19 protein-coding genes and 1 pseudogene are annotated in these 13,230 nt (G+C 66.2%); 4 read left to right on the forward strand and 16 right to left on the reverse strand.

What is annotated here, in order from left to right; all coding sequences use genetic code 11:
- Window position 1: 1 nt before the first annotated feature.
- From ACFWP7_RS29940 to ACFWP7_RS29960, 5 genes and pseudogenes are all read right to left on the reverse strand, one after another.
- Window positions 2-523, reverse strand: a complete 522-nt coding sequence (locus ACFWP7_RS29940) for a GNAT family N-acetyltransferase (protein WP_384387487.1) — start codon at window positions 521-523, stop codon at window positions 2-4.
- A 52-nt stretch (window positions 524-575) separates the two neighbouring features.
- Entirely contained in the window at window positions 576-1,448 is an 873-nt protein-coding gene (locus tag ACFWP7_RS29945; protein WP_384387489.1) for an LLM class flavin-dependent oxidoreductase, read from the reverse strand.
- 255 nt (window positions 1,449-1,703) lie between these two features.
- Window positions 1,704-1,928 carry a DUF397 domain-containing protein gene (locus ACFWP7_RS29950; protein WP_384387492.1) on the reverse strand — a complete coding sequence of 75 codons (225 nt, stop codon included), beginning with the start codon at window positions 1,926-1,928 and terminating at the stop codon, window positions 1,704-1,706.
- Entirely contained in the window at window positions 1,925-2,572 is a 648-nt protein-coding gene (locus ACFWP7_RS29955; RefSeq protein ID WP_384387643.1) for a DUF5753 domain-containing protein, read from the reverse strand. The genes ACFWP7_RS29950 and ACFWP7_RS29955 overlap by 4 nt, the downstream gene beginning before the upstream one ends.
- Before the next feature lie 9 nt (window positions 2,573-2,581).
- A pseudogene (locus ACFWP7_RS29960) lies at window positions 2,582-2,767 on the reverse strand (helix-turn-helix transcriptional regulator); the annotation flags it as partial.
- 288 nt (window positions 2,768-3,055) lie between these two features.
- On the opposite strand from ACFWP7_RS29960, the gene ACFWP7_RS29965 reads away from it, so the two are divergent.
- Window positions 3,056-3,382, forward strand: a complete 327-nt coding sequence (locus ACFWP7_RS29965) for a hypothetical protein (protein WP_384387495.1) — start codon at window positions 3,056-3,058, stop codon at window positions 3,380-3,382.
- On the forward strand, window positions 3,382-4,239 hold the full coding sequence (locus ACFWP7_RS29970; RefSeq protein ID WP_384387498.1) for an ATP-binding protein: 858 nt from the start codon (window positions 3,382-3,384) through the stop codon (window positions 4,237-4,239). Before ACFWP7_RS29965 ends, ACFWP7_RS29970 begins: the two co-directional genes overlap by 1 nt.
- Window positions 4,240-4,420: 181 nt before the next feature.
- On the opposite strand, the gene ACFWP7_RS29975 is transcribed toward ACFWP7_RS29970, so the two are convergent.
- The 7 genes from ACFWP7_RS29975 to ACFWP7_RS30005 are packed head-to-tail and all read right to left on the reverse strand — an operon-like array spanning window position 4,421 to window position 9,627.
- Entirely contained in the window at window positions 4,421-4,996 is a 576-nt protein-coding gene (locus ACFWP7_RS29975) for a hypothetical protein (RefSeq protein WP_384387501.1), read from the reverse strand.
- Window positions 4,993-5,691: a hypothetical protein gene (locus ACFWP7_RS29980; protein WP_384387504.1), complete on the reverse strand. Its 699-nt coding sequence runs from the start codon at window positions 5,689-5,691 to the stop codon at window positions 4,993-4,995. The genes ACFWP7_RS29975 and ACFWP7_RS29980 overlap by 4 nt, the downstream gene beginning before the upstream one ends.
- Entirely contained in the window at window positions 5,691-6,263 is a 573-nt protein-coding gene (locus ACFWP7_RS29985) for a hypothetical protein (protein ID WP_384387507.1), read from the reverse strand. Before ACFWP7_RS29985 ends, ACFWP7_RS29980 begins: the two co-directional genes overlap by 1 nt.
- A gap of 11 nt (window positions 6,264-6,274) precedes the next feature.
- Complete coding sequence (locus ACFWP7_RS29990) at window positions 6,275-7,555, reverse strand: putative T7SS-secreted protein (protein ID WP_384387510.1); 1,281 nt, start codon at window positions 7,553-7,555, stop codon at window positions 6,275-6,277.
- Window positions 7,556-7,557: 2 nt separating this feature from the next.
- Window positions 7,558-7,869 carry a hypothetical protein gene (locus tag ACFWP7_RS29995; protein ID WP_384387513.1) on the reverse strand — a complete coding sequence of 104 codons (312 nt, stop codon included), beginning with the start codon at window positions 7,867-7,869 and terminating at the stop codon, window positions 7,558-7,560.
- Between the two features lie 43 nt (window positions 7,870-7,912).
- Complete coding sequence (locus ACFWP7_RS30000) at window positions 7,913-8,998, reverse strand: hypothetical protein (protein WP_384387516.1); 1,086 nt, start codon at window positions 8,996-8,998, stop codon at window positions 7,913-7,915.
- Entirely contained in the window at window positions 8,989-9,627 is a 639-nt protein-coding gene (locus tag ACFWP7_RS30005; protein WP_384387519.1) for a hypothetical protein, read from the reverse strand. The genes ACFWP7_RS30000 and ACFWP7_RS30005 overlap by 10 nt, the downstream gene beginning before the upstream one ends.
- Before the next feature lie 677 nt (window positions 9,628-10,304).
- On the opposite strand from ACFWP7_RS30005, the gene ACFWP7_RS30010 reads away from it, so the two are divergent.
- Together ACFWP7_RS30010 and ACFWP7_RS30015 are read left to right on the forward strand one after the other, a co-directional pair.
- Entirely contained in the window at window positions 10,305-10,640 is a 336-nt protein-coding gene (locus ACFWP7_RS30010; RefSeq protein ID WP_384387522.1) for a hypothetical protein, read from the forward strand.
- Window positions 10,616-11,032 carry a PIN domain-containing protein gene (locus ACFWP7_RS30015; protein ID WP_384387524.1) on the forward strand — a complete coding sequence of 139 codons (417 nt, stop codon included), beginning with the start codon at window positions 10,616-10,618 and terminating at the stop codon, window positions 11,030-11,032. The genes ACFWP7_RS30010 and ACFWP7_RS30015 overlap by 25 nt, the downstream gene beginning before the upstream one ends.
- A gap of 31 nt (window positions 11,033-11,063) precedes the next feature.
- Here the strand turns inward: ACFWP7_RS30015 and ACFWP7_RS30020 are convergent, their stop codons facing one another.
- The 4 genes from ACFWP7_RS30020 to ACFWP7_RS30035 are packed head-to-tail and all read right to left on the reverse strand — an operon-like array spanning window position 11,064 to window position 13,227.
- Entirely contained in the window at window positions 11,064-11,720 is a 657-nt protein-coding gene (locus ACFWP7_RS30020) for an OmpA family protein (RefSeq protein WP_384387527.1), read from the reverse strand.
- 2 nt (window positions 11,721-11,722) lie between these two features.
- Entirely contained in the window at window positions 11,723-12,322 is a 600-nt protein-coding gene (locus ACFWP7_RS30025) for a hypothetical protein (protein ID WP_384387530.1), read from the reverse strand.
- A gap of 15 nt (window positions 12,323-12,337) precedes the next feature.
- Entirely contained in the window at window positions 12,338-12,946 is a 609-nt protein-coding gene (locus ACFWP7_RS30030) for a pilus assembly protein TadG-related protein (RefSeq protein ID WP_384387646.1), read from the reverse strand.
- Complete coding sequence (locus ACFWP7_RS30035) at window positions 12,943-13,227, reverse strand: hypothetical protein (protein WP_384387652.1); 285 nt, start codon at window positions 13,225-13,227, stop codon at window positions 12,943-12,945. Before ACFWP7_RS30035 ends, ACFWP7_RS30030 begins: the two co-directional genes overlap by 4 nt.
- Window positions 13,228-13,230: the final 3 nt, after the last annotated feature.

The following is a 13,230-nucleotide window of genomic DNA, read 5'->3' on the forward strand; positions in this document are numbered from 1 at the left end:
CCTAGTGTCGCCCCCCGAAGATTCCCTCGTGGAGTACGAGCATGGCGTGCTCGTCCTCGCCGTGGTGGACCGTCCCGGTGTGCTGGAAACCGTGCTTCTCCAGGAGGCGTACCGAGGCGGTGTTGCCGACGAAGGGATCGGCATACAGGGGGCGGGTCTTTTCGAGTGCCAGGAAGAGGGCGAGGGCCTGGGTGCCGATGCCGCGGCCCCAGTAGGGGCGACCGAACCAGTAGCCGATGAAGCGCCGTGGGGCGCGGCGTGGGTCCTGTGGCGCCTGGGTCTGGTGGTCCTGTTCGTCCTCCCACCAGGCGACGATGTTGCCGGCCGGTTCGCCGGCGACAGTGATCGTCTGGACGAAGTTGGCGCTGTCGCCGAGAACCTTCGTGGTCCAGTGGGTCATGAAGACCTCCCGTTCCCGGGAGGGGAACCTCGACCGCCGCACCGCCTCCGGGTCCAGCTGCTGCTCGTAGAACAGCTCCAGATCGGCGACCTGTACGTCCCTGATCCCCACGTCGTCGCTCATGCTCAGGGAGTGTGGCACCGGGCACTGACAACCGGGGTGCCCTCAGGACCTCTCAGGGGACCAGCGGCCGTACGTCGCCGGCCACGAACCGTACGAAGCCCTCGGGATCGGGTTCGTCGGCGGTCGGCTGGAGGATCACGGTGTCGGCTCCGGCGTCCGCGAGGCGCTGGACGGCCTTGGCGACCGCACCCGCGTCACCGGCGACTCCGTGCTCGGGCAGCGAAGCCTCGCCATTGGCCTCGATCTCGGCGCGCAGGCGGGCCTCGGCGTCGGGCCCGGTGGCCGCGTGGAGGTAGACGACCACCCGGTGGTGATCGGTCCGCTGGGCTTGTGCCCGCCCCTCGTCGATGAGCAGGCGTGCCTGTCGTACGCCCTCGGGTGTGGTCGTGGCGGTGAGGATGGTGCCGTCCGCCGCCGCACCGGAGAGCCGGAGCGTACGGGGCCCGGTGGCACCGGTGAGAACCTCCGGAACCTCGGTCGGCGGCCAGTCGAGGGCGACACCGTCGAGCTTCACGTACCGCCCGTCCGTGCTGACCCGCTCCCCGCGCAGCAGCGCGCGCAAGGCGTCGAGGTACTCACGCAGCAGGGTCACGGGCGACTCGGCCCGCGCCCCGACCTGTCCCATCCAGTCCTGAACGCCATGGCCGACGCCCAGGATCGCGCGACCCGGGAACAGCCGGTGCAGCGTGGCGGTCTCCATCGCGGTGACGGCGACGTTGCGCAGCGGGACGGGGAGCAGACCGACGCCGACCCGCACCTGGTCGGTCCAGGCGAGTGCGGCCGTCGCGGCCGAGATCCCGCCCTCCAGAAAGCAGTCCTCCCAGAACCAGAGTTCCTCAAGGCCCGCCTCGTCCGCCGTGCGCGCCATGGCACGCAGACGTTCGGGGGGCAGTTGAGGCCGGAACACCGCGCCGAGTCCAGTCATAGGGCCTTCTTACCTGCGGTGGTCACGGCGGACAACCGCTTTACGTGGTGGTGATGTCAACCAGGCCGTCGGGGCGTCGGTCCGGCTCCCTACGGAGTGCGGGCAGCAGGTCGGACCGGCGACGCCCCATTGGCGCTCCCTCCTCCCGTTGCAGCCTCGCGCGATCCCGCAGAATCAACTCTCCTACCTCTCAAGGGGGTTGGAGATGAGACGGATACGAAGACCGCAGTCATTCCCGGCTGTACACGCGCGGACTCAGCGGATGTCTTCGATCCCGTCCATGACCTTCACTCCGCCGACAAATGCAGCGAAGGCATCAGCCCCTACGGTGAGCGCCCCTCGACCGGGGGCCTTGGAGTCGCGGACTCCTACCCACCGCTGGGCGTTGGCGATCTCGACGCATTCGTTGTCAACTGCGCTGTAGCTGCTCTTGAACCAGCCCGCTATCGGGGGCTGCGCGGCGGTCTGCGCCTCGTTCATCCGGTGAGCTCCTGTCGTGCTGCGGCCAGCAGAGCGAGGCTGACCGACGTGTCGGCCGCCTGCGATCGCAGGTAGTCAAACATGAGCTTGTAGCTCTGCACTTCGGCGGGGGCATCGAGATAGAGCCCACGCTTGTGGAGTTCGAGATAGACCACGTTCATGCTGCCGAGCGGGTCACCCTCGTCGTCACGACCGAGGATCAGGAAGTGGCCGCCGGAGCCGGCCGAGTGAGCGCCCGCGGTGAACTGGAGAACCTGAATGTCCACATTGGGGCTCTGCGCAATGGCGTGCAGATGGCCGATCTGTTCCGCCATCACATCCACGCCGCCGACTGACCGCTGGAGTACAGCCTCATCGAGGACCACCCACAGGTGCAACGAAGGGGAGCGGTCCAGGATCGCCTGGCGCTTGACCCGTGCGTCCACCTTACTCGCGATCACGTCCGCCTCTGTGCGGACATCCAGCGCTTCGTGCATCGCGAGTGCATAGCGCGGAGTTTGGAGCAACCCAGGAACCAGTGCGTTCGCGAAAACGTGCTCATACGCGGCAACATCCTCGAACGACAGCAACGGGTCCATGACTTCCGGCACGGCAGGATGATCCATCCACCAGCCGTTCTCCTGGTCCCGGACAAGCTGGATCAAAGTGTCCCGCTCCTGGGTTGTAGCACCGCAGATGTCGGCAAGCGCCCTCACTGTAGGAACTCGGAGCTTGGCACGGTCCTGCCACATCTCGTACCGGTTCACGGTCCCGACGGAAACTCCAGCCCGTTTGGCCACCTCGGCCTGCGTGAGGTCGGCCCGAGCACGAAGGGCCCTGAGTCCACGGGCAATCTGCATGCGCCCAGCGGGTCCCGCTGATCCTCGTACGGTCACCGTCTCGTCTCCAACTCGGCCGCCATTGGCACTCGTCTCTTCCGCAGGGAGCCAGTACGCACGCAGAGCGTACGCAGCACCGGCAGCGTCGGCTCCACCCGTGAAGTTCACCTTGTTGAGGGAGAGTCGAGCCAACCGACTATCAACAATTGAAATTCAATGGCATCGTACTCAATGACCGCGCCACGCGTTGAAGCGATCACCAATCGCAGTGATCTACGGCACGTGTCGGCGCCTTCAGGAGGAGCGGCCATGCGACGACTGATCAGACAACTCGCCAACTGGACAAGGGTGTTCATCGCGCCAATCGGCCGTCACCGTGCGGGATACCCATTACCGCGGGTCCCATCGCAGACATCCCCGCCCGAACCTCACCACACATCCATCGCGGCGACCGTACGCGCCTGGTACGACCCCATCGACGGCGCGGCCACCCAACTCGTCCGCCCCTACCTCCACGCGTACGAGCGCGACGAGAAGGCCCGGCTCCAGCGGCTGCGCCGCGACACACTCTGGTGGGCCACCTACGGGATCGACCTCGACAACCGCGACATCCACGGTTGGTTGGAGGCGGCGTAGTGGACGATGACAACTGCCGACACGTACGCCTGCCCTGGACCGGCGCCGACGGCAAGAGGTGCTATCTACTCGGCGACGGCTCGGGGGCCGGAGTGCTGTCACGGCACGCGGACCGCGTCGAGGCCGTACAGCTCGGATTGGCGGGCAGGTTGCTCGACCGCGCTCGACAGTTGATCGAAGTACCAGACGCAATCACCCAGCCTGATCAACTAGGTCTGCTGGCAGCCCAGTTGACCCTCGCCCTTCATGACGCGCTCCTCATTGCCGAAAGCCGCGGCGCCCGCCTGGCTAACCGGCTTCCGGAGGCCGCGGTCAACGCCGTGGGACGTGGGATGCACGACACAGACGACCCGGCGGCGACAAACCTTACGAGAGGCCTCAACGATCCCGCCGGGGACTCGGACATACCGCAGCTCATCGAGATCGTCCGCCATGCGGCAACGGACAGCCCCGCCGCCCCGCACGCCCTGGGCTTGCTCAGGCTCCCCGGCGGGGACCTCGCCTCGGCCGGAGCCGCCCGCCACTACGTCCGGGACACGGCCCGGTCATGGGGACTGCCCCCGGACACCGTGGACACCCTTGAGACGATCACCGGTGAACTCGCCGCAAACGCACTGGAACACAGCCACAGCAGGTCAGTCACCGTAACCCTGTCCCTCGCCACTCAGACCGCCACGGTCAGCGTGACCGATGAGGGGCGGGGACGGATCACCGTGCCGGAGACGGCAGGGCCCGGACAGGAACGCGGACGGGGCCTGCTGATCGCCGACACGCTCGCCAACCGCTGGGGCCAGCGGCGCACCGGCGCCGGCGTGACCGTCTGGGCCGAGGTCACCACCGACGCGACACCGGGCTGACCCGCCCGCGCACATCACACCAGCCACTCGGTCAGCCCCGCCTGCCTTCTGCGTTCCCCGCGATCGCCCGTAGGCTGCTCCGCTCGCACCAACTCGCCCTGGACAGTGAGTACGAGAGCCGAGAGCTCGTTGCGACGAGGCCCGGGGGACGATCCTCAAGCGCACCAACCGCCCCGTCCGGTCACCCGGTTGACGGGGCGACGGCAACGGTAATCCATCGCAGCGAGTGCGCGATGGCGTCACACAGCTCCCGCATCGGCCCCTCGGTACCGCTCAGCGGTACCGAGAAAGCCAAGTTCAGGTAGCCCACGCCGCCGGGCATGTGTACGTGGAACTCAACGGTGGTCTCGGTGATGGCGCGAACCGCCCGGCCGGCCGGTAGCTCAATCACGTCCACCTCGACGCACCGACCAGTGCGCTGGGCCAGTGCCTGGGCGAACTCACCCGGTATCGGGGCCAGTCCGCGGGGTGTCGGTGCCAGCGAGATGAGGAGCGAAGCGGGCAGGACCGACTCGCCTGGTGACTCCGTCTTGAGGAAGAACTCCAACGCGCCCTGCGCCAAGCCGCTTTCGGCGGTGTTGCGCAAAGTCGTCCAGACGCTTCGGGCCGACTCCGCGGGTACCCCGCTTCCCGCGGACTCCTTGTCCACGAAGGTCTTCAACTGGCGGCGCCAGCGCTCGTGAGTGAGATCGACCCGAAACCAGTCGCGGGGGACGAGGAGGCGGTAGTCCGAGGGCGGGGTCTCGTACGCGGTCACACCGGGGTCCCGGAGGTGATCAGCGGCGATCCGTCGGCGTTGAAGAGGCGGATGCTGCTGACCGTATTGCCGAACATTGTGGAGAAGGTGTCCCAGCCGGCCTCGGTGGGGGTGGCCATCTCCATGACCAGGGTGGTGCCGTTGGGGAGGGGCACGTAGACGCGTATGAACGAGGTCGGGAACGTGAAGCTTTCGCCGGACTCGGTCAGCTCGCCGGTGAACTGCGACTCCCGGACACCGATGTACGACACGGCAGGTCCGCAGGGAAGCTCGATCCTGGAAGCCTCACCGGCGCCCAGGCGGCCGAGGCTCGACGAGATCTCCCGTACCGCTCCCGAAACGCCTCCGTCGACCTCTGGGCTGTCCACCAGAGATGCGAACAGCGTTGCGGTACAGGGTGTCTCCTCAACTGCACTCACACAGATGGCGGCGTACTCGGCGCCGGCGGCCAGCAGGTCGTCGAACCCGAGCGCGCAGACAGCCCCGAACCTGGTCTTGTCGTCCTCGCCCGCTCCCGGGAGGACCTTGTTCGCAAGCTCCTCCAGCAGCCGTATCGCCTCGTCGTCATCGGTCTGGTGAATGGGGAGATCATGGTAGATCTCTGGCATCACCCAACGGACCTGGATGTCGTCGGAGCGGAGGACAGGCGGTGCGGTGTGGGTGGGGACGAACGCTGACAGCTTGAGCTCGGCCATCACGGAGTCTGGTCTCTTTCGGGTATGGGGCGCTCAGGAGCCTCGGGGAAGTACTTCCGGGAGGTGGCATACATTCCGTAGTAGGGGTAAAGGCCGGGGATGTCGGCGCCGCCTTGGCGTGCGATGCCGACGATCTTGCGGTAGAGACGAGCCCTGCAGCGCACGTTTCGGTTGGTCTGGTCGAGCAGGCTGCGGCGACGCACCAGGTACGTCCCCACCAATGAGGCACAGACAATCAGCGCGTCGACGCCGATGAACGCGATCTGGAACTGCTGGGACTTCTGCGAGGCGACCAGATCCCAGAACGGCCACGCACCGAACCCGAAGACGAAAATCGGCAGTGCTAGGAGACAGCCGAGGACGCTGGCCTTCTCGGTATCTTCGCGCCGCTGGAACAGCATCCAGTGCATGGCCTGGTCATCAAGAAAGTCGAAGCGCACCTCGCGTCCATAGCGCTCCGCTGCCGCCTTTGCGGCGGGGACGGCCGCGATAACCGACGAGGAGACCATGTTGTGCACGGTCCCCTGATCATCGACGAACCTTCCAAACTCCAGCGTTTGGTAGTCACCCATGAATGGTCTCCTTACCCGACGGGCGCCAACGCGCCATGGAACGAGGCCGGTGACGGGCTCGGTTGCGGCGTCGGCGAGGGGGTCCTCGCCCCGCCGGAGGACGGGCTGGGAGGCGTGCTGGGCGTGGGGGTAGGCGTACCGGGCGGAGGGCTCACCGTGTTCGGCTTGTCGTCCGGGGAGATGTAGTGGCCCAGCCTTCGAATGCTCTGCACGTACGCGTTGCCGAGCGCAGCGCCCTTGATGTAACGCGTAACGGCCACTGGGTCGAATCCTCCTTCAGGAAGCTTCACCTTGGTGATGCCGCGTTTGGTGAGGAACTTCGAGGCAAGACCGACACCCTTGTTGATGTTCTTCACCGCGAAGCCGTTGGTGAAGCCCGCCCAGACGGCCTCCTGCGCGACCAGCAATCTCGACCCCTTGGCCGCGGCGGTGAGCCCCCTCACGGCCCCAAGTCCCGGGATAATACCGAGGACATCGAAGGTGATCTTCAACCAGTCGAACTTCCCGCCGCGCGCGAAGTAATCGTACAGACGGCCCGACAGAGCGGTGGCACTGAGCGCGCCCGCCACAACGACAAGGAAGACGGCGAGCGTGCCTCCCGACAGCACCACCGCTGCAACCAGGGCCGCCACCGCCAGAACCGTGGCCGCGGTCGATATCCAGTCCGCATGGTCCGCGATCCAGTTCATGATCCCGCCGGGGTCCTTGACCCCGTCATGGTGGATCACGTTCTTGATTTTCCTGGCGGCCTTCCTCGCGGCCTCGTCGCGGATACTCGTCGCCTTGAGTATCTTGCCTTCCGCCTTGACCATGAGGTCGGCGGCATCATCCTGCTTCTTCTGCTGCTTACTGTGCTGCACCGCGTCGTCACCGGTGAGGACTTTCCCCGTCAACGGCTCCAGCACCTTGGCCGCGGCCTTGTAGTCGACCTCGGCCTCGCGGTATTCCTCCAGGCCCTTGTCCGCCATCCGCTGCGCCCGATGCAGCTCACCGGCGTACTCGTCCGACTCCCCGTCGTTCACCTTGGTGCCGAGCGCCGACGCAGCCTCGTCGTAGCGGTCGTACGCCTTCTTCAGCCGCCCGGACGTGTCACCCGCGATCTCGTGGAAGGCACGACCCGCGTCGCTGTCCCACCCGTCGACCGACGCCAACGCCTTGATGTTCCGGGCCTGTTTGTCGATCTCCTCGGCCATGCCACGGAGTTTCTTGCCGAGCCGTGCCACCTCGTACGGATCACCGGGCACCGGATCGGAGTCGTACATCGGTGTCCAGTCCCTTGGACGCGCTGTCACGGCTACTTCCCCTTCTTGTCGCTCTTCTTGGCATCCCGGAGAGCTTCCGCGAGTTCGTGGTCGATGTCCTCGTACGCCTTGGCCGCGTTGTCCGTGTACTTGGCCAGGTTCTCGATGTCCTTCATCAGCTTCTTGCGGTTCTTCTTCCACGTTTCGGAGAAGTCGTCGAAGATGTCGCGCAGTTTGTCGCTGCCGAGATCGTCGCCATAGCCGTCTGCCGGGTTGCCGTTCTCCTTGAACTCGCGGTGGATGCGGTAGAGCGATTCCGAGCAGTCCTTGATCATGTCGAGGTCGTATCGAGTCTTGTCCGCCACGATTCAGGCTTCCTGTCAAAGGGGCAAGGGTACGGCTTCACGATCACCGGTTGATCGACTGGATCTCCTGGACTGCCATGTCCTGAGTGGTCTCGAAAGTGCCGTTCGGTAGGTCGCCCTTCGAGCCGCCGGAACCCTCCCAGGAGATCTCCCAGGTGATCGACGTCTTGAGCTGGTACGGCTCCCCGCTGCTTGCACGGAGGTACTTGATGCCGCACGGCGGAGTTTCGTCAGCGTCACCCTCGGCGTACGGGGTGCCGATGGAGCCGCCGTCGTCGATCTCGCAGTTGCCTGAGGCAGAGTAGGTCTCGGCGTCGTCGGTGCCGGGCTCCAGGTGCAGGGCGATCGGCTTGGCGGTGGTCTCCGCCCACAGACCGGTGCCGGGCAGCTCGGCGCGGACCTTGACCTCCTGGAAGGTGCCCTTGTCCAGCCACGCCCAAGTCGGCAGGTTCACCGTGGACCTGGTCTCCGGCTTCATCTCGACCTTCGTATCCGGGACGCGGATCTTGTCGTACGCATAGGCAGCCAGGACGTCCGGAGTGGGCGCGTTGGGGTCGTCGGGAACGGTGCCGGCGTCCTGCCAGAACATGACCCTCTCGCAGTCCCACGCCTCGATGTCGTCTTCATGACCTTCGCGCACGACGCTGCGCCAGAAGTAGCCGTCCTCGCCGAGGTTGTAGTTCTTGTAGCCATCCTCGGCCTTGCCCGTCTCGTACTGGTCGACGAATAGGTCACTGTTCCAGAAGAGGTGGGCGTTCACCGCGCCCAGCCCAGTGGATTTCTTCAGCCGGTCGACACCGGCCTTGAGCTGCTCCGGGGTCATGACCGGCTCGTACCAGCAGGCCGGAGGCTCCCAGTTGGGGTCGACGGACGCGAGCTCCCCGGTGGATACCGTGGATGTCCCTCCGCCGGAGTGCGTGATGGTGATCCTGGACTGCGAGACGTTCGCCATGAGCTCTTTACCGCTGGCGGAGCCGCTGGTGTCGCTGCCCGAGGACCCTCCCGGCTCTCCGGTACCCTCGCCGTCGTCATCACCCCAGGCAAACGCCGAAGACGGCGTGAGCAGAACCAGTGCCAACGCCCCCGCGGCCAGGCCGACTACGGAACGAATGTGGCGCTTCACTGGCACCCACCCCGGGTCGACTCGACCGTCGTGGTCCTCCAGACACCGTCGTCGGACTTGCTCAACTTGGTCTGGTACAGCACGTACGCCTCGTCAGACGGCGTGTCCGTAACCTCGCCGGTCTTCAGGTTCTTCGTGGACCCCTCGCCCTCGTCCACGCAGTAGAAGAGCGTGCCCGAGCCATCCGCGCTGATGCGCACCTGCGGGTCGAACACCTGCCCCTTACCGATGAGCGTCAAGTCCTCGTCCACGAGTCCCTTGACCCACTCCTGCGCGCTGGTCAGCGCGGCGCCCTCGTTGTAGAAGGTGACCGCATCCGCCTGCGGATCCTGCTTGATGATCGCTGCGTAGGTTCCGAGGAGCCGCGCCTTGCCGTCGTCCATGACGGCCTGCAGCTTCGCGTCGCTGTTCGTCCAGCCGTCGAAGGTCACCTGGAAGGACGTGGGGAGCGTGATCTCCGGACGCTCGGCATCGGACGCCGCCGAAGCCGATACGGCAGGGCTGCTGCTCGGGCCCTGGTCCGCTCCCTCGATCTTGTCCGAGTTGCCCTCACCTCCTCCCGAGCCGCAGGCGGTCAGCAACAGAGCCGCGGATGCGGTGAGAGCTGCTGTCACGAGCCGGGTGGGGCGGTTCACTCGGGACTCCTGGTGAGGTGGGGGTGATGAGCGAACCAAAGTTATCCAGGAGGTATGTACGACGCCAGGGCGAGTTCCGTCAAGGAGAACCAACTAGCCAGGCGAACTCAATCGGTTTACGCAGCTTTGTCCTACGCGGCGCGTAGCTAGATGGTGTGCCACATGTGGCTCAAGGCACTCCATTCGATTGCCGACAGTGGCCAGAACGCGCCGCAGCCGTGGCCAGAGTGCACTGAGTCTCCCGGTCCAGAGCCCCGCCGACCTGTTAACCGCAGGCCATCCGACGTACATGTTCGCCGGAGGCGGGTCCTCCTCCGGCGCGTTACCACTATGGATGGGCCACCGGGCCCCGGGAGCTCAGGTGCGTCCGGGGGTGGCGGGCATCGGCTGGCCGACCTCGCGAGCACGGGTTACCCCGGGCTGCGGGGGCACCCCCGCAGCCCAGGCAGGTGCACGGCGGGTCATCCGGAAGGGCTTCGCGACAGCGGATTGATCGTCACCGTGCACCGCAAGGGCACGTTCGTCGCCGATCCACGGCCTGACGGGTCCACCGGTGACGACCAGACCCCGGCACCGCAGTGGCGGTCAGCGCGATCTGCCGAGTGGCCCGAACACCTCCTCACCCTCCGAGAGGCATATTGCTACTTGCTTTACTACTTCGATGCTAGCCTGGCGACATGACCGACATCGAGCAGTACGGCAAGGACGAGGGACCGGCCCAGAAGGTCAGCGTGTCCATGCCCGCCGGCCGCATCGCGGCGGTCAAGCAGCGGGTGGGCGCGCGCGGCTTCTCGGCGTATGTCAGCGCAGCGGTGGAGCGACAGATACAACGCGATCTGCTGGAGGAGCTGCTCCGGACGAAGGAAGCGGAGATCGGCTCGCCGTCCCCCGAGATTCAGAAGTGGGCCGCGGAGATCTTCCGCGAGGCCGAGACGCTGGCTGCGAACGAGCCGTCGGCAGAGACCGGCGAGGGGGACAAGAGCCCCGAATGGCACGCGCACAAGGCCAGTTGAGCAACGGCGTCCTACTCCTCGACAGCGAGGGACTCGGCAGGTTCATGGCCAACGACCCGCGCATCACGGGATTGATCCGTACCGCACAGGCCAAGGACACCCTCGTCGCCGTGAGCAACCTGACGCTTATCGAGGCATGGCACTCGAAGGTCCGCATGGACCGCCTCCGCCGGCATGTTTCGCGGCTGGAGGTTCTCCCCGTCACGGACGCCGTCACATGGCGCGCCATCGACCTGCTGCGGAACGCGGGCCTGCACGGCCACAAGTACGCGATCGACTCAGTCGTGGCTGCGACAGCCCTGGGCTACGCAGGGCCTCGCATCATCATCACTTCCGACGCGGACGACATGAACAAGCTCTGCGGGGACAGGGTCCGCGCCGTGGGGGTGTGAAGACGGACGGCGCGTTGGACCTCTCGGCGTCTCAGCTGCTGGTGGTCGCGCCGGTCCCATCGGCCTCACCCCTCGGGAACGTGACCTCCACCCGGCGGTTCTTCCTGCGGCCCTGTTCCGAGGTGTTGTCGGCGATCGGGTAGTCCTCGCTGTAGCCGCGTACCTCGAAGGTCACGTCCAACGAGCCGAGATAGGAGGCCAGTTGGTCGTGGACCACTTCGGCGCGGTTCTTGGAGAGGGTGAGGCCGTGGGTGTACGAGCCGAGGTTGTCGGTGAAGCCGAAGACCCGGACGGTTGTCGCGTTCTGGGCCTTGATCTCGTCCGCGATCGCCTGGATACGGGAACGGGCCTCCGGGTTCAGTTTCGAGCTGTCCTTGGGGAAAAGGACCTCGGCCTGCAGGGCGAAGGTCACGTCCGAGTTCGTGTCCTCGCGGCGCTCTTCGCCGCCGAGGTCTTCTACGACGGACTTGATGTCCAGCACCTTGGCGGGGGCGAGCGTCCCGCCGTCGGAGAGCTTCAGACCGGGGCTGTTGGCGTCGATTTCGGGGGGCGGTGAAGTGGTCACACTGCCCGGCGGAGCGCTGGGGTCTTCGTCATCGGCGTGCGCCAGGCTCCCGGTGAGGCTCAGGGCGGCCAGTACGGCGAGCGCGGTGAACGCCGAGGCGGCAGTGCGGGATTGGAGGGCCATGGTCACTCGCCCTCGGTGAGCTGGATGGAGGCGGGAGGCATTCCACCGACCTGGAAGTCCACTTCGGTGGTGTCCACGGGCGGTGCGGGGAACTGGGCGAACCACTGGGCGGTCGCGCCCTGTTGTACGCCGCCGGTGAACTGCGTGCACAGGCAGCGGCCGGAGGTGTCGCGGAGGATGAGGTACTTCTTCTTGCCCTTCTGGTCGATGAGGCTGGCGCCGGCGATGGAACCGCCGTTCCTGGCCAACTCACTCTCGTCGCCACGCCATTCCGCCGCGACCCACAGGGCGCCCGTGTTGTTCGTGACCGTCCCCTCGACTGTCACAAACCCGCCCTCGTCGCGCTTGGCGGACGTGACCGCCAGCACCAGACCGTTCTCACCCTTGACCTCGGCAAGTACCGTTTCGGGCTCCGGCGTCTTCGATTCCGAGTTGCCACCGTCGCTGCTGCTGCTCGTCGTGGAAGCCGACGAGGTCGGGGCTCCCTCGTCGGAGTTCCCGTCGTCTCCCCCACCGCAGCCGGCCACCGTGAGGAGCAGCCCAGTCGTGATCGCCAGCGCGCTCAGCGCCCTGCGGCCCTTCATGGTGTGCCGAATGCCCATCGGTACGACTTCCTCTCACTCGGCCAGATGCACTGAGAACAGCACGGACGCGTCCGGAAGGTCGATCGGATCGAAGTCTCCGGGATCGATGTCCACGATCTCGCCGTCACAGTCCAGTTGGACGGAATTCTCGGGATCCGCGTCCAGATCGAAATCGCACCGCGGCTGGATGACGGCAACGGCGTCGGCGCTGGCCTGCATGCCCTCTGTCCCGGGAATGATCGAGTCACCGACCGTGTAGTTGGTCTGGATGTCGGCTTCGAACCCGGGAAAGCCGTTCGCCGTGACGAACTGGATGCCCTGAAGGGTCGAGTCGTTTTCGGCGGCCAACTGCTGGGCCGCGGCGGCCGCTCCAGCACCCGCGGGGTCGAGATCGCCGTCGAGCCAGTCCAGCCAGTTGTCCTCCTTGCCGATGGCTACGCCCAATTCGTCGACTATCTCGTCCCGCGCGTCCTGCGCGGCCGCCAACGCCGCAGCGTCCGCCGCGGATTGAGCTCCATTGCGGGCGGACGCTGCTTGGGCGAACACGAAGAAGGCCAACGCGGCGAAGAGCAGGATCGTCGTCAGCCAGATGTAGATGGGGAGGGTCTGCCCTCGGTCGTTGCGCAGGTGTACGGCGGTCAGCCGCCGCCGATGACGTTGTTGACCGCAGTCATGATTGCCCCAGAGATCGCGCCGTCCAGGCCTAGCCCGTCGATCATTGTGAAAATCCCCGCAATAATGATCATCAGGCCCGCATACTCCACGAACCCGGCCCCCGCGTCTCGCTCCGCGCCCCGCATCCGGGAGGCAACGGTCCGCGTCCACGTCTCGAACCTGCTCATTGTCTCTGCCTTCCCAGCCGACGCCATCAACACCAACCCGAGCACCGTACGTGAGAACACGCCTACTGCGAGTGGGTCCATGGG

This window comes from Streptomyces sp. NPDC058470 (assembly GCF_042721055.1).
Classification (GTDB): domain Bacteria; phylum Actinomycetota; class Actinomycetes; order Streptomycetales; family Streptomycetaceae; genus Streptomyces.

Bases quoted from the DNA above. Each gene is read 5' to 3' on its own strand.
- ACFWP7_RS29980 (WP_384387504.1), bottom strand. From the start codon at position 5,691: ATGGCCGAGCTCAAGCTGTCAGCGTTCGTCCCCACCCACACCGCACCG.
- ACFWP7_RS29945 (WP_384387489.1), bottom strand. From the start codon at position 1,448: ATGACTGGACTCGGCGCGGTGTTCCGGCCTCAACTGCCCCCCGAACGT.
- ACFWP7_RS30015 (WP_384387524.1), top strand. From the start codon at position 10,616: ATGGCACGCGCACAAGGCCAGTTGAGCAACGGCGTCCTACTCCTCGAC.
- ACFWP7_RS29965 (WP_384387495.1), top strand. From the start codon at position 3,056: ATGCGACGACTGATCAGACAACTCGCCAACTGGACAAGGGTGTTCATC.
- ACFWP7_RS30035 (WP_384387652.1), bottom strand. From the start codon at position 13,227: ATGGACCCACTCGCAGTAGGCGTGTTCTCACGTACGGTGCTCGGGTTG.
- ACFWP7_RS30025 (WP_384387530.1), bottom strand. From the start codon at position 12,322: ATGGGCATTCGGCACACCATGAAGGGCCGCAGGGCGCTGAGCGCGCTG.
- ACFWP7_RS30010 (WP_384387522.1), top strand. From the start codon at position 10,305: ATGACCGACATCGAGCAGTACGGCAAGGACGAGGGACCGGCCCAGAAG.
- ACFWP7_RS29985 (WP_384387507.1), bottom strand. From the start codon at position 6,263: ATGGGTGACTACCAAACGCTGGAGTTTGGAAGGTTCGTCGATGATCAG.
- ACFWP7_RS30020 (WP_384387527.1), bottom strand. From the start codon at position 11,720: ATGGCCCTCCAATCCCGCACTGCCGCCTCGGCGTTCACCGCGCTCGCC.
- ACFWP7_RS29950 (WP_384387492.1), bottom strand. From the start codon at position 1,928: ATGAACGAGGCGCAGACCGCCGCGCAGCCCCCGATAGCGGGCTGGTTC.
- ACFWP7_RS29940 (WP_384387487.1), bottom strand. From the start codon at position 523: ATGAGCGACGACGTGGGGATCAGGGACGTACAGGTCGCCGATCTGGAG.